This is a genomic window from Marinobacter sp. F3R11, from assembly GCF_003318275.1.
In the GTDB taxonomy this organism is placed as follows: Bacteria; Pseudomonadota; Gammaproteobacteria; order Pseudomonadales; family Oleiphilaceae; genus Marinobacter.
Map to the genome: position 1 here is coordinate 183,641 of NZ_QOCH01000015.1, position 25,025 is coordinate 208,665.

Genomic DNA, 25,025 nt, shown 5'->3' on the forward strand with positions numbered 1-25,025 from the left:
GGTTACGCTATTTGGCGCGCACATGATCGTTCAGTTCCTGAAAACCAGGTCGCTTATCGGTTGGCAGTGCTTTACGACCAAACTCAATGGCCATCTGGGGAGCCTGCCCCGAAACCGTGGCAACAATAGCGGATTTAACGCACTCGTAGGCCTTGAGTTCATATTTGGCAGCATGCTCCATGGCAATGGATGTCGGACCAACAAAACCATAGCCCATCCAGATACCCAGAAAGGTTCCCACCAGCGCTGCCGCCACACTCAAACCAATGCGTTCCGGCCCTTCACTAAGGAAGTTCATGGTAATAACAATACCGAGAACCGCCGCCACAATACCGAGACCTGGCAGCGCATCGGCAATTTTATTCACCGCATGGGCAGGTTCTTCAAGCTCGTGCTGGCGACTGTCGATTTCGTTTTCCATCATGCCTTCGAGCTCATGGGTTGCCATGTTTCCGGCACTGATAATTCTCAGGTAATCCGTAATAAAGGCGAGCAGTTCTTTTGATTTAAGGATGGCCGGGTAGCGGCTGAAGATCTGGCTGGACTCGGGGTTATCGATATCTTCTTCGATGGACATAACACCCTGCTTTCGGGATTTATCAAAGATCTCGTAAAGCATGCTCAGCAAATCCATGTAATAGGATTTGTTGAATGGAGAGCCTGTCAGCAGGCGCAACACACCGGAAAAAACTTCCTTCACAGTATGAAGGGGGTTGGCGATTATGAAAGAGCCTATGGCCGCACCAAAAATAATGAGAACCTCTGTCGGCTGCCACAACACCATCAAGTTGCCGCCGTGCAGGGTGTACCCGCCAAGAACGCTGGCAACAACAATCACTGCGCCAATGATAAGTAACATGGGAAGAATGTAAGCCTTTATATTTAGGTTGTCGGCCGGTGCCGGTATTGGTCACGGGTTTTCAGGCTTGATCATAGCAAGCCTCTGCGTTATCCGCGAAGCCATGAAACAATTTCTATACATACAGACGCATGCACAACACTCTTGTCGTACTATTTGTTAAACTCCGCACCTCTAGAAGAACGCACAGGATCCCTTAATGTTCGACAAGTTGTTTGTTCTGAGCCAGTACGTCACGCCCCAGCATACTGTTTCCAGCGTGGCTGGCCGCCTGGCAGACAATGAGCGCGCTCCTGCGCTCAAAAACCGGGTAGTCAAATGGTTCGTAAAACGCTACGACGTTGACATGAGCGAAGCCGCCGAGCCAGATCCGACAGCCTACCCCAGCTTCAACGCTTTTTTTACCCGGGCCCTGAAGCCCGGCGCCCGCCCGGTTGCCGAAGGACATAATACACTTGTAAGCCCCGTGGATGGCACTATCAGTCAACTTGGCCAGGTCACCGGTGACCGGGTATTCCAGGCCAAGGGACAATCCTTCAGCCTGACAGAACTGCTTGGCGGCGACACACGTTGGGCGGATACTTTTTCGGAAGGTCAGTTTTCAACCATTTATCTCGCCCCCAGGGATTATCACCGCATTCACATGCCGCTGGCGGGCACGCTTCGGGAAATGATTCATGTTCCGGGCAAGTTGTTTTCAGTAAACCCGGCAACAGCGGAGAATGTTCCTAACCTGTTTGCCAGAAATGAACGTGTTGTCTGCATCTTTGATACAGAGGCAGGCCCTATGGCGCTGGTGCTTGTAGGCGCCATGATTGTGGGTAGCGTTGAAACGCCCTGGGCAGGCGTTGTGGTGCCCAGCAACAGCGGCGTTAAAGCGATCACCTACGAAGGCGAGAGCCCAGTTTCGTTTGCCAAAGGCGAGGAAATGGGGCGCTTCCGCCTGGGCTCTACGGTGGTGATGGTTATGCCCAGGGGCAGTGTTAGCTGGAATGATGAGCAGGTTGCAGGAAAGCGGGTTCGTATGGGTGAGGCATTTGGTACGGTTGGCGCTTGATTGTGTTTAGCCCTGCCTGAAACGAAGTTCGGCACTTCTATAAAAACTTCACGCTCGTTCTAGCGGAAACGCCAATACATCTGCGATATCACGAGTACCAGTTTTTATCATCAATAGACGATCCAGCCCTAGCGCCACCCCAGCGCAGTCTGGCAAACCCTGCTCTATAGCTGCCAGAAAAGCCTCATCAATCGCCATTTCAGGTTTTCCAGCTGCTTTTCGTAGACGATTGTCTGCCGCGAAGCGGGCGCGCTGTTCGTCTGCGGCAGTGAGTTCCCAGTAGCCGTTGCATAACTCCAGGCCATTAATATAAAGCTCGAAGCGGTGCGCTACGTCAAAGCCGTCTACGTTGGAAATTCTGGCCAGAGAGGCCTGGGAGGCCGGGTATTGGTTTATAAATACCGGCGTTTCAGTACCCAGGTTTGGTTCAACGGCGAAACTCATGAGCAAGTCGAGGCAACCATCGCGGCTGAGGCCCTGGAGTTGTTCGGGCTCAAGCCATTGCCGGCAGCGCTGGTGCAGGTCATTTTCTGTCACCACGAAGGGGTCGATGCCAGCCCAGTCAATCATAGCCTGGCGGTAGCTCGTAATTTGTGGTCGGGGGCAATTGAGCCAACCGCAGACCAGATCGGCAACCTCTGCCATCAGGTCGTTTTCGTCAAAACCGATACGGTACCATTCCAGCATGGAGAATTCCGGGTTGTGGCGGCTGCCACGCTCGCCGTTACGGAAGACTTTCAAGATCTGGTAAATGGAGCCGGAGCCCGCGGCCAGCAGGCGTTTCATGTGGTACTCCGGAGAGGTCTGCAGCCAGCCACCCTCAACGCCCTGGACGCATACTCCGGCGGATATACTATCAAGGTTGGGCTCAGTTACGCTGCAACGACCAAGTACCGGGGTTTCAACCTCCAGCACACCCCGCTGCGCAAAAAAACCGCGCACGTAAGATAACTGTTGTGCGCGGATTTCCAGGGCTGACCGGGAGCTGGCAGGCTGCCAGTCGGGCTGGCTTTTCATTTCAGGCTCAGCTGCTTTTTACCCGGTTCATGTACTCACCGGAGCGGGTATCCACCTTGAGTACTTCGCCAATGGTGATGAACAGAGGCACGCTGACAACGGCACCGGTAGACAGGGTAGCCGGTTTGGAACCGCCCTGAGCTGTGTCACCTTTCATACCCGGATCAGTTTCAACAACTTCCAGCTCAACAAAATTTGGCGGCGTGACTGTAAGAGGTGCGCCGTTGTACAGGGTAACAGTGTAAACTTCCTGCTCTTTGAGCCACTTAACCGCATCCCCCACGGCTTTTGCGTCGGCAGCAAACTGCTCGAATGAACCGTCGGTCAGCATGAAGTGCCAGAATTCCCCGTCGGTATAGAGGTATTCCATATCATGGTCCATTACGTCTGCAGCTTCGATACTTTCACCAGACTTGAAGGTACGCTCCCATACCCGGTTACTGGTCAGATTGCGCAGCCTGACCCGGTTGAAGGCCTGGCCTTTACCTGGTTTTACGATTTCGTTTTCAAGAATAATACAGGGGTCTCCATCCAGTAATACTTTAAGACCGCTGCGGAATTCGTTGGTAGAATATGAAGCCATGAAATGTCCACCTGCCAAAATGCTGTTTAAAATTCGAAGGCCGCTATGATACAGCGAACCCCTATCTCTATAGAAGCCCGGCTTTCAGGCGATGATAACCGGAGCTGGCAACAACTGCTTTCCGATTCGATAACTTCACCACAGGAATTACTGAAGAGGCTGGACTTGCCAGCCGAGACCTGGCTGGCTGGTGCCGAGGCAGGCCACCATCTATTCCCTCTCAGAGTCCCTGAGCCCTTCCTGGCACGAATGGAGAAGGGAACCCCCAGCGACCCCCTGCTAAGACAGGTACTGCCCCTGGGCCTGGAGGGCAACACAGCTGAAGGTTTTGTAACCGACCCGCTGCAGGAAGACAGTGCAATACAAACTACCGGCCTGATTCGCAAATACCAAAGCCGGGCCTTGCTGATGGTGACCGGACAATGTGCCGTTAACTGCCGTTATTGTTTTCGCCGTCATTTCCCTTACGCAGAACAGCGCCTGAGCCCCTCCAGCCGGCAAAAGGTGCTGGATACACTTGCGGCCTCCCCTGAAATCAATGAAGTCATTTTCAGCGGTGGCGACCCTCTGACGGTCAATGATCAGCTTTTGTCCCAGTGGGCATCAGCCATTTGCAGCATCCCCCATATCCGCCGTATACGATTGCATACCCGCCTTCCGGTAGTGATACCGCAACGTGTGTGTGACGCGCTGTTAAAGTGGATCACTAACACTCCGGTGCAGGTTGTGATTGTGCTTCATATCAACCATCCAGCGGAGATTGACCAACCGACCCGGCGCGCTCTGGGCTTCCTCCGTTCGGCGGGCGTAACCTTGCTGAACCAGAGTGTTATTCTCAGGGGCGTCAATGATAATGCTGGCGTGCTGGAGGATCTGAGTGAGGCGCTTTTTGATGCCGGAGTCCTGCCTTACTACCTCCATGCATTTGATCCGGTCGCGGGGGCTCAGCATTTTGACGTCTCCGATGAAGAGGCCCGTTTGCTGGTTCGGGATCTGTTGTCCAGGTTACCGGGGTTTCTGGTTCCACGGCTGGTTCGTGAAGTTCCCGGAAAGACAGCCAAGACTCCCATCGACCTGTACTCGAAAGCTCTATAATATGAAGATTATGAAAAGTTGTACTGGTTTCACATGTCAGACATTGTTAACGCAGAATTTTCTCGCATTCTTGCGCTGGATTGCTACCTTAAAGTCCAGTACCGTCTATTTTGTAAAAAAATGTATTTACGGTGTTTTCCTGGTAAACCGGCAAACTGAAACAGTGTCCGCAGCATCGGACAAGAGAGCCAGGAATTCGAAACCCAGTCCTGATATTGGCGCATACTCATGGATGGAATGACCCTTAAACCAGATCTCCGTGTTCCCGAGCAGAAAACGTCAAGCCTGTCGTTCTGCGATACTACGCCCAAAGCGTTCAGGACATGGATCAGTCAACTTCCCATGGCCAATATTGGCGAGTCCTCCCGCCAGCTTTATCACGCTATCATAGAACTCAACCATTTGTTCCTGGCGCCACAGCAACGTTTTCAGTTTCTTGAACTGATTCGCAAAAAAATTCATTTTGTTTGCGACGAACTCTCCCGTCACTATCTCGGCCATGCCGTAGCCTTACCTGAGAAACAGCGTAAAATTGCCAACCTGTCCCAGGCACTCCAACTGCATCTTGCCAGCGGCTATAAGCTTTGTATTTTAGAGGCACTGGACGACGGCGGCCTGGACAAGAACCGCAAGCTGATTACTACGGCCATTCACCGGGCCATATCCGAACTTGCTTCAACAATCCTGCGATCTCACCAGCTCTATTGCCCAAGCCCGGCACAAAGCTGGCTGGAATGCCACCGCATGTTCCGGTTTGCATACCGCAACAAGCTTGCAGGGACAGCCGTGGATGACGACACCCTGAAGCAAAGACAGGCAAGCACCGTGGCAGACAGCTATAAGCGCCTCCTGCTTCTGGGTTGCGCACGGCCAAACCAGCTCCGACAGTCTGAGTTACTCCAGGCATATGACCTGTTCGAATCCTGGACTGAGCAAACCCACTGCGGGCCCGACACCGGCGAAGATACCCTCTTCGTCGTAAATATGGAGCGGGATAGCGCTCCGGTATACAGGAGCCTGCTTGAATCCAAGCCAGGAGATGAAAGCTTCGGATTTGATACCCGAGAACTGGCAACCACAATTTCCGAGAACCTCAACGCCAGGCTTCGTCAGCTGCCAGTTCCCGATACGCTGGTTCTACCAGGCAATGTCAACGATACTCTGCTCACTCACCTGAGCCAGGCTCTGGGGATTCTGGCAAAACGGAATTTCAACCGTATTGCCAGTCAGGGCACGCTCGAAATATGCGTAGGGCTTACGGCAGCGCACTATTTCATTGCCGGGGAGAAATCGTTTACTGAGTTTGTCACGGGCAATGACAATGGCAATGCGGACGAAGAAAACCTTTTTATCCGTACATCGCGCAAGCGGAGCGACGCCTGGGCCGGTGCTCCTGATGCGTCTCCGACAGATGATCATCTGCACTCTGCAGACACCCCAATCAACTTTCGTGGCAGCTTCGGGAACACACCAACGACCGCAACCGACAGAAACCGTCCCAGATCCCACATCACATTGCTGGTTAACACAAGCCCAGGTGGCTATTGCGTCTCATGGGAGTCCAATGTTCCGCCGTCGATGCAGGCCGGAGAGATACTTGGAGTGCGAGAGCAGCGGTCACACCCGTGGAGTATCGCGGTTGTTCGCTGGATCCGACAGATCAAAAATCATGGCACTCAGGTCGGCATAGAACTTCTGGCACCCAGCGGCTCACCCTGCGGTGTCCGCCTGATCCAGAAAGTTGGCAACAGCAGTGAGTACCTGCGCGGGCTTCTGCTTCCCGAAATCAGCGTCGTTAATCAGGCCGCCACACTGATCACACCGCGACTTCCGTTTCAGGAAGGCAGTCGTATTTCCATGCTGCACAGCGGCCGTGAAGAACAGGGGCAATTACTGAAAAAGATATCGTCAACAGGCAGTATCAGCCAGTTCGAGCTGAAATTACAAAGCAACATCACAGCTCCATCTCCTGAGGACGCCTCACTGTCCGTCGGCACCAGTGAAGACGACTTTGATTCCCTGTGGCCATCGCTCTGAAAATCCTCCGGCAACTTTGTATATTTGCCGGAGGCTTGTTATTACGCCTCAACCCCTGCATCATTCATCGGTAGTGATAGTCCGGTCTCGCAGTACCAGTTCACAGTTTCCTGCAAGATGCTGTAGTTAAGGTAGAGTTTTTTCTGCCGGGGCCGGCTCAGCCAACCTGTATTACGAGACGCCTTAGGAATGCAGAAACAGAACGCCACCGTACACCTGCTTATCCTCGACCCTTCCCAGAACGATGCCGAGTCCCTGGTAAGCCTGCTCAGAAATGCCGGCAGGGCCACCCGTGCACACCGCATTACGTCCGAAGAGGATCTGGAAGAAGCTCTGAAGAACAGCAACTGGGACCTGCTTCTGGCTCGCGATGTCGAGCAGGAATTCTCAGCGGACAGCGCTTTGGCCATGATCCGGCGTATGGACAAGGACATTCCATGCCTGTTTCTGACCGAGGAAGAAAGCCGCGAACGAACGGTAGCCGTCATGAAAGCCGGCGGTCAGGGTACGGTTCAGTCTGGCCATAATGATCTACTGGTTCTCAAGGCCAAGCGCGAACTTGCAGCCCTTGAAGATCGCCGCCGCCGCAGAGCGCTGGAATCCCACCTGCGTGAAGCAGAGCAGCGCTGCCAGCTGCTGCTTGAAAGCTCCAAGGATGCCATCGCCTATATCAACGACGGCATGCATATCTATGCCAACCAGTCTTACCTGGAGTTTCTGGGGTACGAAGACATTGATGATCTGATGTGCGTTCCTGTGCTCGATACGCTAACAGCCGAAAGCCAGAACGACTACAAGGCGTTCATGAAGTCCTTCGCGGAGAAGGGTGAAGATGGCATGACCATCAACTGCACTGCAAAGCGCAGCGATGATCAGGAACTGAAGGTGACCATTTCAGTATCAGCTGCGACTTACGACAGCGAGGTCTGCACCCAGATCGTAATGCAGCCAGAGCACAGCGATGCGGAACTGGAAGAGAAGTTACGCGAAATCAGCAGCCAGGATCTCCTTACCGGTTTGTATAACCGACAATACCTGATGAAAGAGCTTGAACAAGCTATCGCCAACGCCGGCAAAAACAATCAGACCGGGGCCCTGGCGTACATCGCTCTCGATAATTTTATTGCCATGAAGGGCCAGGTAGGAATTGCCGGCGCAGACTTGCTGCTTGGCGATCTCGCAACCCTGCTGAAGCAAGAGGCCGCAGATGACCTGGTACTGGCACGCCTCAGCGATGATGCATTCTGCCTGTTGTCCATGCCTGGTGATGAGAAAACCCTGACAGCCCGGTGTGAGCAAATCCGCAAGGCAGTAGATGAGTACCTTTTCGATATCAACGGCACTACAGTTCCTTTGACCGTCAGTATCGGGATTACATCAATCACCGAAAACTCTCCAAAAGCTGAAGAGTTGATGGCCCGGGCTCATAATGCATCCTCCGACGTGCGCAAACTGGAAGGCCACGCTCAGGGCAATGGTATCTGCACCTACAACCCTGCAAATTATGAAACTCTGGATGATGGCAGCGCCATAGATGCAATATTGAAGGCGCTGGACGAAAACCGCTTCAAGCTCCTGTTCCAGCCCATTATCAACCTGCGCGGTGAAGGTGAAGAGCACTACGAAGCTTTCGTGCGAATGCTGGATCAGGATGAAAAAGAAGTTTCGCCTTACGACTTCCTGCCACCCATGGGTCCAAGTGATACCGCCATCAAGATCGACCGCTGGGTTATTCTGCAGTCAATCAAACAGCTATCCAGCCATCGCTCGAAAGGCAACGATACACGCATGTTCCTCAATGTGACGGCAGAAACCCTGCAGGACAAAACCTTTACATCCTGGTTAAGCGTTGCGCTGAAAGCGGCTCGCCTGCCCGGCGACGCACTGATTTTCCAGATCCGCGAAGGCGATGCCAACAAGTATATGAAGCAGGCCAAAGACTTCACCAAAACCCTGCACCAGCTTCACTGCAAAGTGTCCATAGCCCAGTTTGGCTGCGCTTTGAATCCGTTCAACACCCTGAAACACATCGATACGGATTACGTGAAAATTGACGGCTCCTTCACGGAAGAGATCCAGAAAAACGAAGAAGCCAGGGAACAGGTGAAAGAAATGGTGAAGAGCCTGCACAGTGCCGGAAAGCTGACCATTATGCCGCTGGTGGAAAATGCCGCGGTTCTTGCCACACTTTGGCAGGCAGGGGTGAACTACATTCAGGGATATTATCTGCAGGCTCCGCTACCGGAGATGAATTACGAATTTGGCGATAACTGAAACCCGGATGCACCCAGAGAGAACGCCGGTTCAAAAACCGGCGTTCTTCAAGCCCTGATTCGTTTCACTCTCACGGAAGCCGATAAGGTACAGGATAGCGTCCAGCCCGAGAGTCGAAATAGCGTGACGGGCGGATTCCTTGACCAGCGGTTTGGCCCTGAAGGCAACACCAAGCCCCGCCTGGCTAAGCATAGGCAGATCATTGGCTCCATCGCCTACCGCAATGACCTGTTCCCGGGAAATATGTTCTTTACCGGCTATTTCCAGTAACAGCTCAGCCTTACGCTTGCCGTCCACGATCTGGCCGGAAACCTCACCGGTCACTTTGCCATCGCGAATCTCCAGCTCGTTAGCGTACACGTAATCAATGCCCAGCTTGTTCTGAAGGTGTCGGGCAAAGTAGGTGAAGCCACCAGAAAGAATCGCTGTACGGTACCCGAGCGCCTGCAGGCTCAGAATCAGATGCTCCGCTCCTTCAGTCATCTTCAGTCGTGCTGCAACCCGCTCCAGCACGGATTCATCCAGACCCTTGAGCAGAGCAAGGCGCTCAGCAAAGCTCTGGCTGAAGTCCAGCTCCCCTTGCATCGCACGCTCAGTAATCTCCGCAACCTGCTCACCAACTCCGGCCTCCCGGGCAAGCTCGTCAATAACTTCAGCTTCAATGAGAGTCGAGTCCATATCAAACACTACCAGCCGACGGTTGCGCCGGAAGATAGAATCTTCCTGGAACGCAATATCTACATTCATCTCACCCGCAATGTGCAGAAAATCAGCTCTCAACTGCCCCAGGTCAGAAGGTGTACCGCGGACTGAAAACTCTACACAGGCGATTCCGTTACTGGTCGGGTTGAGCGAAGGCCTTGCCGACAGTCTGGTGATATTGTCAATGTTGAGACCATGACGGGCTGTGATTGCAGAAACCCGGGCAATCTGTTCTGCCTTGATATCGCGGGAAAGCAAAGTGACGATGTAACAGGCTCTGTTACGCCCTTCGGCCCAGGTCTGGTATTCCTCTATGGTAATCGGGGCGAATCTTACCTGAAGATCCAGCGAGTGCAGGCGGAACAGCAGATCACGGATGACTGGAGAAGATTTCGACTCATCCGGGATTTCAATGAGAATCCCCCAGGTAAGATGGTCATGAATAACCGCCTGACCTATATCGAGAATCCGTACATCGTACTGTCCCATGATGCCGGTAATTTCCGACGTGAGTCCGGGTTTATCGCGTCCGGATACGTTGATCAGAACAAGTTCACTCACTGTCGGAACTCTCCTCTTCCTTCGCCCTGGCCGCAGAAGGAATAACATCAATAGCATCTACCCGCTGCAGACCTCGGGGCAGCTTGTGCCCCCTTCTGCCACGCTCACCCAGATAATGCTCAAGATCGCTGAACTGCAGCCCCATCTTGCGCTTGCCTGCACGAACCTCTAGCTGATCATCCTCTGCAAATACTGCTACTGCCACCACATACTCTTCACGGTTCTGGACCCGGGCTGAGGGAATACTGATAATCTTGTTGCCCTTGCCCTTACTCAGCTCCGGCAGTTCGCTAAGCGGGAAAACAAGCATTCTCCCTTCATTGGATATCGCCCCCAGATACAGGGTTTTGTCCGTAACAGGAATCACCACCGGCGGCATGATCTTCGCTCCTTTCGGAACACTGACCACAGCCTTTCCGTTTCTGTTTTTGCTGATCATGTCAGTCAGCGAAGTCACGAATCCGTATCCGCCATCCGTCACCAGCAGTGCTTTGCGTGCGGGATCGCCCATCAGCAGACCAGCAAAAGTTGCCCCCGGAGGAGGATTGATCCTACCGGTTAAAGGATCACCCTGGCCTCTGGCTGAAGGCAGGCTGTGGGCCATAAGTGAATAGGCCCGGCCGGTAGAGTCCAGAAAGATCGCCTGTTGGTTATTGCGCCCCTTGGCTGCCAGTGCAAAGCTGTCTCCTGCCTTGTAGCTCAGTCCATCCGGGTCAATATCATGGCCCTTGGCCGCACGCACCCAGCCTTTATCAGACAGAATCACAGTGACCGGGTCATTTGAAACCAGGTCGTTCTCACTGAAAGCCCGCGCCTCTTCCCGCTCAACAATCGGGGAACGACGATCATCGCCGTAGGTTTCTGCGTCAGCCTGCAATTCACTTTTGATCAATTCCCGCAAACGATCTTCAGATCCGAGAATCGCCTGAAGCTCGTCCCGCTCTGCGGCAAGCTCATCCTGTTCACCGCGGATTTTCATTTCCTCAAGCTTGGCCAGGTGCCGCAACTTCAACTCAAGGATGGATTCAGCCTGATCTGCAGACAATCCGAACCGCTCCATAAAGATCGCCTTGGGCTTATCTTCGGTGCGGATAATATGGATAACTTCGTCAATATTCAGATAGGCAATCAACAGGCCTTCGAGAATGTGCAGGCGCGCCAGCACCTTATCCAGCCTGTACTGCAAACGGCGAATGACGGTGGAGCGCCTGAACGCCAGCCATTCTGTCAGCATCTGACGCAGCCCTTTAACGCCCGGACGGCCATCGTTACCGATGACGTTGATGTTCACCCTGTATGTTTTTTCAAGATCAGTGCTGGCAAACAGGTGGGCCATCAGGCCGTCGAGATCGACCCGGTTGGAGCGGGGCACAATGACCAGGCGAGTCGGATTTTCATGATCAGACTCATCACGAAGGTCAGCCACCATAGGCAGCTTTTTAGACTGCATCTGTTGCGCAATCTGCTCCAGTACACGATTACCAGAGGCCTGGTGAGGCAGATCTGTTACCACAATCTCGCCTGCTTCCCGTACCCAGCGGGCACGCATACGCAGCGAGCCCCGGCCGGTTTCATACATCTGACGAAGATCTTTCCGGGGTGTGATAATTTCCGCGCTGGTCGGAAAATCCGGCCCTTTTACATGTTCACATAACTGATCTACGGTTGCGTCCGGGTCGTCCAGCAGCCGCATACAGGCGGCAGTCACTTCTCTGACGTTATGGGGCGGGATATCCGTTGCCATGCCCACAGCTATGCCCGTGGTACCGTTGAGCAACACATGGGGCAACCTTGCCGGCAGCACGGACGGCTCGTCCATGGTACCGTCAAAGTTGGGCGTCCAGTCCACAGTACCCTGACCAAGTTCCGACAGCAGCACGTCAGCAAAACGGGCCAACCTTGATTCCGTATACCGCATGGCCGCAAAGGATTTGGGATCGTCCGGCGCACCCCAGTTACCCTGGCCGTCTACCAGCGGATAACGATAGGAAAATGGCTGCGCCATCAGCACCATGGCTTCGTAGCAGGCACTGTCCCCATGAGGGTGGAACTTACCGAGAACATCACCCACCGTACGGGCAGACTTCTTGTATTTGGACGTGGACTTGAGTCCCAACTCTGACATGGCGTAGATAATTCGCCGCTGAACCGGCTTCAGTCCGTCGCCGACATTGGGAAGTGCGCGGTCAAGAATGACGTACATGGAGTAGTCGAGATAGGCTTTTTCCGTGTAGTCCCTGAGTGATACCCGCTCAAAGCCTTCATCCGTTGTCTGAAACTCTGGCATGGATGCCTCTTTTTTGCCTGTATTACCTGATTTTGAAGGAGTTCGTGATGCTAACCTGTGCACCCCGAATAATCACCGAACTTATGAAGTGACACATTATATGGAGCACCGGGCGGATACACCAACAACCTGCGGATTTATTGGCAAAAACTGTTCATAGAAAGCTGTATCCTGCAATTCCAATAGCGGAATTCCCGCATGGAGAGTCTGTAAGCTGAGCCGTATGCTCGTTTCAGTGATGAATAGAAGACCGTTTTCCCTCCAAACAAGCGGAACACTATGAAACCTAATCTCAAAGCCTGCGGGCAAGCCATGGCTACAGCAATGGTGAATGCAGCTCTGGCCGTGGCACTGATGCTTCTGGTTGAATTTGCAATCAGTGGCACGTTTCAGGTTCCTGCAGCCTATCTTGTGGCAGGTTTACTGATATGGCTGGTTATTTTCGCCGCTCAGTTCTGGCGCCAACGGCATCTTTGCCGTGCCTGCGAAACCCACCAGGATGCCACCAACACAGCACACCAAAACCTGCACACTGACGTCTGAACGTCATGGTGGGATAAACACCACCACAATAAATTCCTTAAAACCTGCTCTATCCTGCTATGCTTTTAAAAAAAACAAGCAGACACGGACACGAGCATACTATGACAATTGGCAAACGCTTCGGACTTCGATCCAAAATCGCACTCCCCTTCGCCATCACCTCTATTGCCCTGGTTTTTATTGGATTATTCAGCGTTAACACTACCCGCAATCTGGTTTCAGGCACGGAAGATATAGCTGACACCTACCTGACCTCGGTCAGCCTTATCCTGAACGGCGACCGGGATCTCTATCAGGCGCTCGTCGCCCAGACATCCTATGTGGAAGCCAGCGCAAAGAATAAAGATGCTTCCAGCTTTCTTTCAGAATTCAGGGAGAACGCCGGCCAGGCAAGAGAACGCTTCGAGACAACGGTAAAACAGCTAGAAGGCACCGGCGTTTCAGCGGTAGCGCAAGGATTTGATGCTGCCTTCGAAAACTGGCACAAATCTGCCATGCAAGTAATCAGTCTGGCGGACAGGAATTTACCGGAACAGGCACGGGAACTGGCAACGACTGAAACATCCCCCCGTTTTGACTCTCTGCGTAACTACTTTGATGAGGTCGGCGCTCATGTAGACCAAAGAGCGCAAGCGCGCACTTTGGCCCTGGCCTCTGAAGGACAAAGCAGCTCCGTAACAATTCTGGTCATCACAGCGGTTGCCATTCTCGGCAGCATAGCGCTTTTTGTCATATTCCTGAGGATGATCATCCAATCCATTTCAACCCTCAAAGAGCAGCTGGACAACATTGCACAGGGTGAAGGGGATCTGACCCAGCGCGTTCCGGTTGAACTGGATGACGATCTGGGCGCTCTTGCCGGAAGCTTCAACCAGGTTCTTGGAAACCTGCAGTCAATGGTCGCGTCAATCCAGCAACTGACCATAGAGCTGGGCAAAGGTGCAAACAGTCTCCGCCAGGCTTCCAATGACAATAACGAGGGCATAAGCCGGCAAACCGACGCTATCTCGATGGTAGCAACTGCTATCAATGAAATGCAGAGCGCTATAGAAGAGGTAGCCGGAAATGCATCTCAAGCGGCAGATGTCACAAGAGAAGCCGAGCACAAAGGTAGCAACAGCGCGAAAATAATCCGCGAATCTTCAGAACAGGTGCACCGCCTCTCAGCCCAGATTACGAAAGCAGTGGAAGTTATCCGCAAGCTCTCCGACGACTCCGACAACATCACATCGGTTCTGGATGTTATCCGTGGCGTTGCAGAACAAACCAATCTACTCGCTCTGAACGCGGCTATAGAGGCAGCCCGGGCCGGAGATCAGGGTCGGGGGTTTGCCGTAGTCGCAGATGAAGTCCGAACACTGGCCCAACGTACACAGCAGTCTACGGAAGATATTCAGGCCATGATTGAAACACTGCAGACGGGTGTTTCAGATATTGTTTCAGTTATGGAAACCGGAAGCCAGGAAGCGTCTGAAACAGTGAAGCTGTCAACAGAAGCCGAACAGGAACTGAACGCCCTTCTTGAGGCCATGACCCGGATTGCTGACATGAACATCAGCGTTGCTTCCGCCACGGAGGAACAGACTCAGGTTGTTGACGAAATAAACCGCAGCATCACAGAAATCAATGACCTTGCAGCTGAAAGCGCCTCCAGGTCGGAACAAATTGACGGTATCAGCCAATCCCTGGATGGCTATGCACGAGAACTTGAGAACCAGACAGGCAGATTCCGGGTTTAACCCCGGAATCTGTTTTGGCAGGAGAACCGGATTTACTGACGGATGCCCTCAACCGAAATAATGATCTCTACAGTCTCGGATGCTTTCCCCAGGTTCGTGGGAATGCCAAAGTCTTCAAGGCGTAGCTCAGTCTCGGCTTCAAAGCCCATGCGGTACCCGCCCCAGGGATCATTGCCGTAGCCAAGCATTTCAACGTCCAGAGTAACCTCACGGGTGACACCGCGAAGAGTGAGGTCACCTACAATATCCGCCTCTCCGTCATCATCAACAACCACACGTTTGCTCTTGAAGCTCGCTTCCGGGTATTCATCCACATACAGGAAGTCTTCGCCACGCAAGTGTTTGTCCCGCTCAGCGTGATTCGAATCCACACTGGAGGTATCAATCGTTACACTTACCGAGCTGTTTTCAGGGTTATCAGCATCATAGGAAAACTGACCATCAAAATCGTTGAAACGGCCATAAAGCCAGCTGTAGCCCAGATGGGAAATCTTGAACGTAATAAACTGGTGCGCACCTTTGCTGTCAAACGCGTAGGTCCCTGAGTGTTCATCAGCCTGTGCAGCACCACCTACCAATGCCATGGACACAGCAGATGCAAGTAACAGCTTCTTCATAAGACTCTCCTTTTATCAAACAAAAACACGCCAAATCAGAGCAGGATTACACAAATCAGTTATCCCGGTGTACTGGAATCAGGATCCGCCGCAAGGTCATATCACGGTCAATCCAATGATGCTTCAGCGCACCGGCTGCATGAATCAGAGCCAGGACGACCAGAGCCCATGTGCTCCAGTAGTGCACCTGCCCTGCAATATCCTCCAGACCTTTCACCTGACCAGTCACCGATGGCACCTCAAACCAGCCAAATACGCTAACTGACGAGCCGTCTGCGGTTGAAATCAGAAATCCGCTCACCAGCGCTACAAAAACAAGTACATACAATAAGCCGTGAGCGGCATGAGCAGTGACAGTCTCCCAACGCTTATGTTCCGCAATCGGGTCTGGCGAGCCTGTAAAAAAGCGCCAGAATAACCTGAACACCATCAAGGCAAACAACAGAACACCGATACTCCGGTGAGTATCCGGAGCGCGACGATACCAGTCATCGTAGTACGACAGATCAACCATCCAGAAACCCAGAGCAAACATTCCAAACACTGCAAAAGCAGCAATCCAGTGGACAACAATAGCCATCAGCCCATAACCGGAAGATGTATTGCTTAATTGCATGACAGCCACGCCCTCTTGTTCCCTTGCCTGTAATTCGAGGCAAGAAGTATAAAAACCCTGTTACGCAAAAAAAACCGGAATGTTTTGCCCGCTATGATCAGAAATTCTGATCAAGTTTCTCCGGGCCTCAGGCGTTCGGCTTTGGTCGCATGCGGGTTCTACGGATTGTTGAAAACCATGGCCACGATAGACTCTATCCATGCTGAAATGCCCCGTCGGGGGCCTCATTGAACGAGAGGAAAAAACATGGAACTTGAATTCGACGAATCCGTTGTAATCCCAAGCAACAACTGATCTGCCATGGCCCCGGTACGGGGCCTCCCTGTCGTCCGCAGCCCGTACCAATTGCCGAAACATTACCAGTCGCTTCCGGTTTCTTCATGAAACAGTGGCAATGTTCTCCGGTTTTTGGCAATCTCTATCCCAACCATCAGTTTACTCAGGGTTTTTCCGGTTTCGAGAGGACTGATTCGTGATCGTACAGGCGCGTGCTTTCAATCGCACCTGATGCATTCGTTTAATGGCCCGACACTCACTATGCGGCACGCCCTCCCGGAAACACCGACAGACCCCGAACTGGATGTGCTGTCGCCGATGTTACACAGAAACGGCAACTCCTGGTCGGCGGATTTTCGTGGCCTGAGCCTGCGCACGGCCCTTCAACCCATTTACAGCATTTCCCACAAACGAATCATTGGCTACGAAGCCCTGATTCGGGCGTTTGACCCGGATAACGCCAACGTCTTGCCGATACACCTTTTTGAGCTGCCCGCATCAGATGCCGAGACGCTCCTTCTGGATCGACTGTGCCGGTATCTCCACATGCAGAACTACAGCATCGCCGAAGATCAGCTGAACTGGCTGTTTCTGAATGTTTCCCCGCGGGTTGTGACCATAGGCAACCGGACAGATTCATTTTTCGGCGAACTGCTTGCAAAGACCAAGCTACCGCCACACCAGATCGTTATCGAGATTGTCGAACAGCCAACTGATGACGCTGAACGCCTGCGCGAGACAGTTGCCTACTATAAGAAGCTGGGATGCCTGACTGCCATTGATGACTTTGGCGCCGGACATTCCAACTTTGAGCGAATCTGGAACCTGTCACCTGACATAGTCAAACTTGACCGTAAACTGCTGACACGGGCAACAGAAGATCATAAAGCACGACAAATACTGAACGGCATCGTTTCACTGCTGCATCAGTCGGGATGTCTGGTTCTGCTGGAGGGTGTGGAAACCAGCGATCAGGCCATGATTGCGATTGATGCCGGCGTGGATTTTGTTCAGGGGTTCTTCTTCTGCCGCCCCAGCACAGACCTGACCCAGCTCAGCAATATATCGACAGACTTTGACCAGTTACTGCAAAAATATAAAGCCAGCCACCAGATAACCCGTGACCCCACCCATCTGCTGGTAGAATTTTTCCAGGACGGGTTTCATAGAGCGACCGAGCAGCTACAGAGTGGAGCCACCATGGCCCAGGCGTGCAGCAAGCTGCTGAGCCACCCCACAGTTTCGCGCTGCTATCTGGCGGATGACAAAGGCGTTCAGATTGAGGACACGCTGATATCGGATGCCGGATCCCGAAATCTGGATCCACGTTTCAAGCCACTTGAAAGCACCAGCCACGCAGACTGGTTCCGGCAACAGTATCTTCGCCAGGCACTGGCCCAGCCAGGAAACCTCCAGGTTTCCACACCCTACCTCTGCGTAACCGGCGCTTACATGTGTGTCACCCTGTCGCTCTGCTTTACTCACGGAAGCGACCTCCGTGTACTCTGCTGCGATGTTCTGGCCAACACATCTGCACCTTTTGTTACCCCGGACTGATTCCATATACCAGAGAAATTACCGTAACCGAAGCCAGGCCAATGAACAGGTTCATTGGCAGACCAACCCGTACAAAATCCGAAAAATGATAGCCCCCGGGACCAAAGACCATCATGTTGGTCTGATAGCCCAGAGGGGTGGCGAAACTGGCTGATGCAGCCATCATCACCGCTATGACAAAGGGTTCAGCCGCCACACCCATGGCATTGGTCATGGACAGCACCACAGGGATAACCAGAACGGCAGCCGCATTGTTCGTAATAACTTCCGTAAGAACAGACACCGAAAAATAAACCAGAAGCAGAGCCAGCAATGCATCACCCTTACTGAGCCCCAGGATGGCGCCGGCAACATAGGTTGCTGCTCCGGTCTGTTGCAGGGCGGCCCCCAGGGCAAAAGAAGAACCAATAGTCATCACCACAGGCACATCAACGGATTTCTGCGCCTGTCCCACAGAACAACAGCCACTCAGTATCATCAGAGCAGCCCCCAGCAAGGCCGCATTGAGCATGCTGAGCACACCACAAGCCGCAAGCCCCACCAGGACAATCAGCACTCCCCAGGACAGCCACGCACGATCGTGCCTGGGAGCCTCTGTCCCCAAATCGTTTATGAGCAAAAACTCTCTGTTGTAGCGCTGGCGGCTCACAAACGCAGGCCGGGCTTCGAGCAAAAGCACATCTCCAGGTTTGAGGCGAATATTTCCAAGATTTCCCGACACCCGCGCACCACCGCGGGCAACGGCCAGCACAACCGCGCCATAACGCTCACGGAACCTTGCATCCCGGATCGTCAGACCAAGCACTTCAGATTGTGGAGACAGGGCAGCTTCAACCAGACACCGTTCTGCACGATCCTTACTCAGGCTTGGTTCATCCGCGTGTACAGAGGGCACAATACCGTTAATACGCAGCACGTCCGAAATCGCCTGGGTGTCGCCCGCAAACACAAGCCTGTCGCCACCGCACAAACGCTCCTCTGAAGGAACCGCCGTTACAACGCTGCCATCACGCTCAATCTCTACCAGATAAAGCCGTTCCAGCTCCCTCAGGCCGGCCTGGCCCACCGTTTTGCCGACCAAAGGCCCGCCAAATGCCACAGCGACCTCCAGTGTAAACTCTCTCATAGCACCGAATTTGTGCTGATCCTCCCTGTTTGGCAAAGCTCTGGGCATGAAAAGTAAAATGGCCGCGACGCCCAGAATCGCTACTGGCAGGCCCACGGCTGTGATGGAAAAGATGGAAAGCCCGGCTTCGCCGGTCAACTGCTCGTACTGGCCATTGACGACCAGGTTGGTACTGGTACCAATCATGGTCAGCGTGCCACCAAGGATGGCGGAATAGCTCAGGGGAATCATGAGTTTGGAAGGTGAAACTCCGATCTTCCGGGACCAGGCATGAATGGCCGGAATCATGGTTGCTACGACGGGGGTATTGTTGAGAAAGCCACTTAAAAGAGCAACAGGAAGCGTAATCCTTGCCTGAGCAGAACGGACCGTTTTCGGGCTCCGGAGCAAGTGCCTTACCAGCAGATCAACGCCACCGGAATGGTGAATACCTGCTGCCACCACAAACAAAGCGACAACGGTCATCAACCCGGTGTTACTGAAACCTGCCAGCGCCTGATCCGCCGAAATAATGCCGCTGGCACTCAAAACGACAAGAACGCCCATCATAACCAAATGAGGCGCGTAGCGTCCTGAGCTCATGAGCAACAGCGCGCCCCCTGCGAGGCCGAGCGCAAACCAGCCTTGCCAGTCCATCTGCGGTTTTCCCGTTCGTAAAACCAGCAGAATAACGGGTCTTAAAAATAATTAAAAAGAATAACAAATTCTTTTTATAGAGTGCTATCGAATAACTGGTAAGCGAAACGCCTCTGCACGATCAAACAGCAACATCGGCCATATTGCCATAGGCTTCAAGCCAGGCTCTCCGGTCAGACGCACGCTTCTTGCCAAGAAGCATATCCATCCGACTGTCGGTATCGTCACCATCCTCAATAGTCAGCATGACCAACCGGCGGGTATCCGGTGCCATAGTGGTTTCCCTGAGCTGCAGCGGGTTCATTTCGCCCAACCCCTTGAAGCGGGTTACCGAAATCTTGCCCTTACGCTTTTCGGCTTCTATGCGATCAAGAATACCCTGCTTTTCATGTTCGTCGAGGGCATAAAACGTTTCCTTGCCGACATCCACCCGATATAAAGGTGGCATGGCAACAAACACATGACCTGCCGCAACAACCGGGCGAAAGTGTTTGAGAAACAAAGCACAGAGAAGCGTGGCAATGTGCAGGCCATCAGAGTCTGCGTCGGCAAGAATACAGATCTTGTTATAGCGCAGGTCATCAAGCTTTTCCGAGTTGGGGTCAACTCCGATTGCAACAGCAATATCATGAATCTCCTGGGAGGCCAGAATCTCACCAGAGTCTACTTCCCAGGTGTTCAGAATCTTCCCGCGCAACGGCATAACCGCCTGAAATTCACGATCCCGGGCTTGTTTGGCGGAACCACCAGCCGAGTCACCCTCAACCAGAAACAGTTCCGAACGGGCAGTGTCGCCCCCGGAGCAATCTGCAAGCTTACCGGGCAAGGCAGGCCCGGAGGTTACCCTTTTACGGGCCACTTTCTTGCTGGCCTTGAGCCTGCGCTGAGCATTACTGATAAACAGTTCCGCCAGCACTTCAGCCACATCAGTATGCTGATTCAGCCATAAGCTGAAGGCATCCTTGACCACCCCGGAAATAAAACCTGCGGCCTCCCGCGAAGACAACCGTTCTTTGGTCTGTCCTGAAAACTGCGGTTCCTGCATTTTGAACGATAGAACGTAGGCAGCCCTCTCCCAGACATCCTCCGGGGACAGCTTCACACCCCTGGGCAACAAACTCCGGAATTCACAAAACTCTCGCATGGCTTCCAAAAGCCCGGTTCGTAGACCGTTTACATGGGTGCCGCCCTGGGCTGTGGGAATCAGGTTGACGTAGCTTTCCATGACCGTTTCACCGCCTTCAGGAAGCCACTGGATTGCCCAGTCAACAGCCTCTTTGTTGCCGGAGAAACTGCCAGTAAACGGTTCCAGAGGAACGGCCTCAATATCGGCCAACTCGGTGCGAAGATAGTCCTTTAAACCATCCTCGTAGAGCCACTCATCCTTCTCTCCGGTTTTTTCCTGCACAAAAGTCACTGCCAACCCGGGGCAGAGCACGGCCTTGGCCCTCAGGTTATGGCGCAGACGGCTGACCGAAAAATTAGGGCTATCGAAGTATTTCGGGTCCGGTGTGAACTTGATGCGGGTACCGGTGTTGCGCTTCCCGACGGTGTCGATAACCTCCAGCTCAGAAGCCTTGTCTCCATTTGCGAAGGTCATGCGATGAAGCTGGCCGTCGCGCCGGATTGTTACTTCCAGATGGGTAGATAGCGCGTTCACCACAGAAACGCCCACACCATGCAAACCACCGGAGAAATTATAGTTGCCCTGGGAGAACTTTCCGCCCGCATGCAGCCGGGTCAGGATCAATTCAACACCTGGCAGCCCTTCTTCTTTATGGAGGTCAACCGGCATGCCCCGGCCATCGTCTTCAACACTCAGCGAGCCATCAGCGTACAACACCACATCAATACGACGGGCATGACCTGCAAGGGCCTCATCCACACTGTTGTCGATAACTTCCTGGGCCAGGTGGTTAGGACGACTGGTGTCAGTGTACATCCCGGGGCGCTTGCGCACCGGGTCCAGGCCGCTCAGTACTTCAATGGCGTCGGCGTTATATTGTTGCTGGCTCATAGACAGGAAGAAACTCCGAAGAATGAAAAATCGTTCCCATAGCTTAGGGATTCGTCGCCAAAGATCAACGGCTGATTACTGTTTGTATGGACATCCTGCGAACAGCGAAATATTTAAAGCTTAACAACAAGATCCCGTTCCCGAACACCCGACACCCGGATTTCCGGCCAGTTCGAGGCCGGCACTGCAAGCACAACACAAGGAGAGGTGATAACTTGTGAGACCATTGTTTCCGGCGAAGGCACCCGTAAAGTCATGGCAAGACGTAAGGTATTGTTCCCGTTTTCAACTGAAGCGGAAGCCAGGCTGACACTGTAACCGCCTGTAGGCTTTTCGCCCAAGGTGACAAACAGCAGGTGCTCCCTGGTCAGGTCCACCTGCCGCAACTGCTGAACCGCCATATTCTGAGCTGGCAGATCCAACAGTTGCTGCAAGCGCTCGGCGTTTTGGACATAAGCCAACCCGGGGCCCGTCAGCCCGCAGTGGGCAGACTGGGTAACCTGACGCACCAAAGGCTCTGGCGGCTTGTCTTCCTGAACTTCTGACGAGGCACAACCAACCAACAAGGCCTGACTGATCAACAAAGACACCACAGGCAGGCCTGCGAATACTTTCCTGCATACTGCAATCAACGCTCTGCTCCGATTGTTTTGGGTGCAGTCGTATCAGCCGACTGTAGCGTTTTGAGTTTGTAACCCGTGAATCCAGGGCGAGGCAATACATCTGGCGTTGCCACCGAGATAGTGGGACGGGAATAGCTTGTAGTCATACGAATACCGGTCAGGTCGGTGTTCTCGTCGATGGTAATCACCTCCCGTACACCTGTTACCGGGTACTCCGCACAGGCCTCTCCGGACTGACAGATAATGCCATCGTTATCCAGATCCGTGCCCGCTACAAGATAGTAGTCACCTGGAGGCACATCTGAGAAGCTGGCGTCCGAACGCCCGTCATCCAGGCGGAAACTGAACTCATATGTCCCGTTAACGGCCGTCATTGAAGTCTGGGCGGCAGCTTCAAGTTCCCCATATGCATTCGGCTCAGTGTATACCAGCAACACAAAATGCCTGCCCGCATCCCGGGCGCTTTCATCGGTTACAAGTTCGGCAACTACCGGAATCTCAAGCACTCTGTCACTGTCGGTGGTGTAGTTAATTTCCAGCCTGGTGCGCACAGGAGTACCCGGATCCAGCTCGTCTTTGTTGAGTGAAACCCTCAATGTGAACGGCGGTCCCAAAGAAAGAGACACATCAAGCCAGTCGGGGCTCACAATGACCGGATCAATCGTCAGGCTGTTACTCTCGTCACCCAGCACCTGCAAGTCAATATCCTGAAATTCCCGGGTCTCCGACGACAGGCTGACGATTGAAGGCGATGCGGAAAGAATCGTGACCGAAGGGCTCTCGATCGCCGTCAGTGCCGCCTTGGCCGCATCAATTACCCCATACCCCAGGGCATCTGAACGTCCGCCAGAAACCGGCAAAGTAAGCTTCCCATCCTCAAGCCAGCCTAATAAGTCCCCAGTATCCAGGTCTGGCTTCAGGCTTTTCATAATTGCAAACACGCCGGCCACATGAGGCGATGCCATGGAGGTGCCCTGAAGCCCGGAATAATCCGGCTCAAACCCTGTTGTGCCTAAACTGCCACTGGCGCTGATCACCAGATCCGACAGGCCATCAAGGTTCGCATCCCTGAGTGCATCGCCACCGGGAGCCGCAAGATCAATCCAGGAGCCGAAGTTGGAATAGCTGGCGAGATTACCTCCACCATCCACCGCACTGACAGAAAACACACCCTCTGCGGCGGCCGGGTATGTTAGCAGTGAACTTGTCTGGTTGCCCGCAGCCGCCACAACAATCACGCCATTGTCGACGGCGTCGGTTATAGCATCCTGCAGCGCTTCTATTTCAGGCAGGCCACCAAGGCTTAGATTGATAATGTCAGCCCTGGGCGGTGAGCTGTCGCCCACCCAGCGGATTGCATCAATCAGATCTGTGGACGATCCGACACCCCCCTCACCCAGCACCCGCACAGGCAAAACTTTACTGCCAAATGCCACACCCGTCCCGCCCAACAGGTTCGTAGCGCTGGCCGCAACCGTACCCGCAACATGGGTGCCGTGAAATACATTGGTGCCCGCAGCATTTCCCGGGTCTCGTGGATCATCATCCCGGCCTGGAGAGCTATCATTGTCGAATTCTGCTGAGACGAAATCAGCTCCGGGTGATTCAGAGGATGGATCGACGGGAAGCGGATTAACAACAGCCGAGGCGAGGTCCGGATGCCAACCCGAACTATCTCTGAACAGCCCGGTATCCAACACTGCTACTGTGACATCAGAACCGCCCTCTGCATCCAGCTGCCATGCAGCGGGAAGGTTTATCAGGTCGTAATGCCACTGTTTTGGATACAGAGGCTCATCGAGCGGCCCCTGTGCCGATACAATATAGTCAGGTACCGCACTCGCAACCCCGGGCTGCTGCCTCAGGGTATCAATCCAGTCCAGAGTATCCAGGTCGTTGGTGGCTGCCTGCGCCGACACGCGACTGGCCGGCATGGCCATTAACCAGTGCTTATGATCCAACTCCCGAACAGCCTGCCCCACCGCCAGGCTGGATACAAACATCCGCTGGCTGGTCGTGTCCGACATGGTCACAATCGCCCGCCCCGGAACAAAAAGGTGGCTGGGCCAGTCCAGATTCAGGGCCGCAGACTGGACACCCGCAGTTTTTGACAGCACATAACGAATAGGAGGAGGATCAAAATCACCAGCGGAAACCACAACAAGATAACCACCCGCAGCCTCCGTTACTGGCAGCGCCACACTGGCAGAGAATACCCCGTTAGCCGGGTCTGTGATCTGCGACTCCACAGCGGTTCCGTCCATGCGCTGCAGCTTCAACGTTACCAAGGGTCCGTCAACCTGCTCGGACTGGTCGGTATCAACAAGAAAAGTGCGCAAATACACTCGCTCACCGGGCACAAGCGGAACCTGAAACCGGTCTTCCGGATCCAGAGGAAAGTCATCGTAAGGGTCGACGGTGTCCCGGGTATCTTCACTATAACTGACATACCCCGCGAGAATAAAAGAGGCGGGTAGCAACTGGGGTTGTGTCAACGGGAGCCTGCCGACCACCAGGCGATCCGCCGAATCACCGTCAACCCGGGAATTGGCTTCAATCCCGATGGAGCCGCTTACAACAACCGGCGCCAGAGACACCGGGGTATTGCCTCCACCGTCTGCGCTGTCGCCAGACGAGGACGACCCGCTGCCACAGCCACCCATGACCAGCGAAAGTACCAGGACACCAGCAACCCGGTTGTTTACACAATCCATGATACGCACTCCGAAACATCAGCCGTTGAACGCCTATAGTGCCACTATACTGAGGATTCGTGACAGGTTTCCCTCACTGAAATACCGAC

The 25,025-nt window shown here is 53.6% G+C and carries 18 protein-coding genes; 7 read left to right on the top strand and 11 right to left on the bottom strand.

Translation table 11 applies throughout. The features are described 5' to 3' along the window. Positions 1–7: 7 nt before the first annotated feature. Positions 8–859: a flagellar motor stator protein MotA gene (gene motA, locus DS878_RS09255; RefSeq protein ID WP_113815691.1), complete on the bottom strand. Its 852-nt coding sequence runs from the start codon at positions 857–859 to the stop codon at positions 8–10. 199 nt (positions 860–1,058) lie between these two features. Here motA and asd point away from each other — a divergent pair, with 199 nt between their 5' ends. Next, positions 1,059–1,916: an archaetidylserine decarboxylase gene (asd, locus tag DS878_RS09260; protein WP_113815692.1), complete on the top strand. Its 858-nt coding sequence runs from the start codon at positions 1,059–1,061 to the stop codon at positions 1,914–1,916. Between the two features lie 48 nt (positions 1,917–1,964). On the opposite strand, the gene epmA is transcribed toward asd, so the two are convergent. Beyond that, positions 1,965–2,933, bottom strand: coding sequence for an EF-P lysine aminoacylase EpmA (gene epmA, locus DS878_RS09265; RefSeq protein ID WP_113815693.1), 969 nt, complete (start codon positions 2,931–2,933; stop codon positions 1,965–1,967). A 7-nt stretch (positions 2,934–2,940) separates the two neighbouring features. Beyond that, positions 2,941–3,516: an elongation factor P gene (efp, locus tag DS878_RS09270; RefSeq protein ID WP_113815694.1), complete on the bottom strand. Its 576-nt coding sequence runs from the start codon at positions 3,514–3,516 to the stop codon at positions 2,941–2,943. Positions 3,517–3,561: 45 nt separating this feature from the next. Here efp and epmB point away from each other — a divergent pair, with 45 nt between their 5' ends. From epmB to DS878_RS09285, 3 genes are all read left to right on the top strand, one after another. Beyond that, positions 3,562–4,611 (top strand): EF-P beta-lysylation protein EpmB, encoded by a 1,050-nt coding sequence (gene epmB / locus DS878_RS09275; protein ID WP_113815695.1) that lies wholly within the window; start codon positions 3,562–3,564, stop codon positions 4,609–4,611. Positions 4,612–4,839: 228 nt separating this feature from the next. Beyond that, positions 4,840–6,648 (top strand): GTPase, encoded by a 1,809-nt coding sequence (locus DS878_RS09280; protein WP_113815696.1) that lies wholly within the window; start codon positions 4,840–4,842, stop codon positions 6,646–6,648. A gap of 189 nt (positions 6,649–6,837) precedes the next feature. Then, a complete protein-coding gene (locus DS878_RS09285; protein WP_113815697.1) occupies positions 6,838–8,922 on the top strand; it encodes an EAL domain-containing protein in 2,085 nt (694 codons plus the stop codon). 30 nt (positions 8,923–8,952) lie between these two features. Here DS878_RS09285 and serB read toward each other — a convergent pair whose 3' ends face one another. Next, positions 8,953–10,185, bottom strand: coding sequence for a phosphoserine phosphatase SerB (gene serB, locus DS878_RS09290; RefSeq protein ID WP_113815698.1), 1,233 nt, complete (start codon positions 10,183–10,185; stop codon positions 8,953–8,955). Next, positions 10,178–12,472, bottom strand: coding sequence for a DNA topoisomerase IV subunit A (gene parC, locus DS878_RS09295; protein ID WP_113815699.1), 2,295 nt, complete (start codon positions 12,470–12,472; stop codon positions 10,178–10,180). The genes serB and parC overlap by 8 nt, the downstream gene beginning before the upstream one ends. Before the next feature lie 279 nt (positions 12,473–12,751). Here parC and DS878_RS09300 point away from each other — a divergent pair, with 279 nt between their 5' ends. Further along, the gene (locus DS878_RS09300; RefSeq protein WP_113815700.1) at positions 12,752–13,015 is read left to right on the top strand and encodes a hypothetical protein; all 264 of its coding nucleotides are present in this window, start codon (positions 12,752–12,754) and stop codon (positions 13,013–13,015) included. Positions 13,016–13,116: 101 nt separating this feature from the next. After that, a complete protein-coding gene (locus tag DS878_RS09305) occupies positions 13,117–14,754 on the top strand; it encodes a methyl-accepting chemotaxis protein (RefSeq protein ID WP_113815701.1) in 1,638 nt (545 codons plus the stop codon). A gap of 32 nt (positions 14,755–14,786) precedes the next feature. Here the strand turns inward: DS878_RS09305 and DS878_RS09310 are convergent, their stop codons facing one another. Both DS878_RS09310 and DS878_RS09315 read right to left on the bottom strand, forming a co-directional pair. After that, the gene (locus DS878_RS09310; protein WP_113815702.1) at positions 14,787–15,371 is read right to left on the bottom strand and encodes a YceI family protein; all 585 of its coding nucleotides are present in this window, start codon (positions 15,369–15,371) and stop codon (positions 14,787–14,789) included. A 55-nt stretch (positions 15,372–15,426) separates the two neighbouring features. Next, the gene (locus tag DS878_RS09315; protein WP_113815703.1) at positions 15,427–15,987 is read right to left on the bottom strand and encodes a cytochrome b; all 561 of its coding nucleotides are present in this window, start codon (positions 15,985–15,987) and stop codon (positions 15,427–15,429) included. A 537-nt stretch (positions 15,988–16,524) separates the two neighbouring features. Here DS878_RS09315 and DS878_RS09320 point away from each other — a divergent pair. Next, positions 16,525–17,820, top strand: coding sequence for an EAL domain-containing protein (locus DS878_RS09320; protein ID WP_113816632.1), 1,296 nt, complete (start codon positions 16,525–16,527; stop codon positions 17,818–17,820). Here DS878_RS09320 and DS878_RS09325 read toward each other — a convergent pair. The 4 genes from DS878_RS09325 to DS878_RS09340 form a co-directional block, all read right to left on the bottom strand. After that, positions 17,807–19,582, bottom strand: coding sequence for an SLC13 family permease (locus tag DS878_RS09325; protein WP_113815704.1), 1,776 nt, complete (start codon positions 19,580–19,582; stop codon positions 17,807–17,809). The genes DS878_RS09320 and DS878_RS09325 overlap by 14 nt on opposite strands. A 121-nt stretch (positions 19,583–19,703) precedes the next feature. Then, positions 19,704–21,599 (bottom strand): DNA topoisomerase IV subunit B, encoded by a 1,896-nt coding sequence (parE, locus tag DS878_RS09330; protein WP_113815705.1) that lies wholly within the window; start codon positions 21,597–21,599, stop codon positions 19,704–19,706. Between the two features lie 113 nt (positions 21,600–21,712). Next, positions 21,713–22,231 (bottom strand): protease complex subunit PrcB family protein, encoded by a 519-nt coding sequence (locus DS878_RS09335; RefSeq protein WP_113815706.1) that lies wholly within the window; start codon positions 22,229–22,231, stop codon positions 21,713–21,715. Then, positions 22,228–24,936, bottom strand: a complete 2,709-nt coding sequence (locus DS878_RS09340) for a S8 family serine peptidase (protein WP_261977718.1) — start codon at positions 24,934–24,936, stop codon at positions 22,228–22,230. The genes DS878_RS09335 and DS878_RS09340 overlap by 4 nt, the downstream gene beginning before the upstream one ends. Between the last annotated feature and the right edge of the window lie 89 nt (positions 24,937–25,025).

Coding starts and splice junctions, on each gene's coding strand:
- DS878_RS09285 (WP_113815697.1), top strand. CDS start 6,838: ATGCAGAAACAGAACGCCACCGTACACCTGCTTATCCTCGACCCTTCC.
- DS878_RS09315 (WP_113815703.1), bottom strand. CDS start 15,987: ATGCAATTAAGCAATACATCTTCCGGTTATGGGCTGATGGCTATTGTT.
- DS878_RS09280 (WP_113815696.1), top strand. CDS start 4,840: ATGGATGGAATGACCCTTAAACCAGATCTCCGTGTTCCCGAGCAGAAA.
- motA (WP_113815691.1), bottom strand. CDS start 859: ATGTTACTTATCATTGGCGCAGTGATTGTTGTTGCCAGCGTTCTTGGC.
- DS878_RS09310 (WP_113815702.1), bottom strand. CDS start 15,371: ATGAAGAAGCTGTTACTTGCATCTGCTGTGTCCATGGCATTGGTAGGT.
- asd (WP_113815692.1), top strand. CDS start 1,059: ATGTTCGACAAGTTGTTTGTTCTGAGCCAGTACGTCACGCCCCAGCAT.
- parE (WP_113815705.1), bottom strand. CDS start 21,599: ATGAGCCAGCAACAATATAACGCCGACGCCATTGAAGTACTGAGCGGC.
- DS878_RS09340 (WP_261977718.1), bottom strand. CDS start 24,936: ATGGATTGTGTAAACAACCGGGTTGCTGGTGTCCTGGTACTTTCGCTG.
- efp (WP_113815694.1), bottom strand. CDS start 3,516: ATGGCTTCATATTCTACCAACGAATTCCGCAGCGGTCTTAAAGTATTA.
- DS878_RS09325 (WP_113815704.1), bottom strand. CDS start 19,582: ATGGACTGGCAAGGCTGGTTTGCGCTCGGCCTCGCAGGGGGCGCGCTG.
- DS878_RS09305 (WP_113815701.1), top strand. CDS start 13,117: ATGACAATTGGCAAACGCTTCGGACTTCGATCCAAAATCGCACTCCCC.
- DS878_RS09300 (WP_113815700.1), top strand. CDS start 12,752: ATGAAACCTAATCTCAAAGCCTGCGGGCAAGCCATGGCTACAGCAATG.
- DS878_RS09320 (WP_113816632.1), top strand. CDS start 16,525: ATGCGGCACGCCCTCCCGGAAACACCGACAGACCCCGAACTGGATGTG.
- epmA (WP_113815693.1), bottom strand. CDS start 2,933: ATGAAAAGCCAGCCCGACTGGCAGCCTGCCAGCTCCCGGTCAGCCCTG.
- parC (WP_113815699.1), bottom strand. CDS start 12,472: ATGCCAGAGTTTCAGACAACGGATGAAGGCTTTGAGCGGGTATCACTC.
- epmB (WP_113815695.1), top strand. CDS start 3,562: ATGATACAGCGAACCCCTATCTCTATAGAAGCCCGGCTTTCAGGCGAT.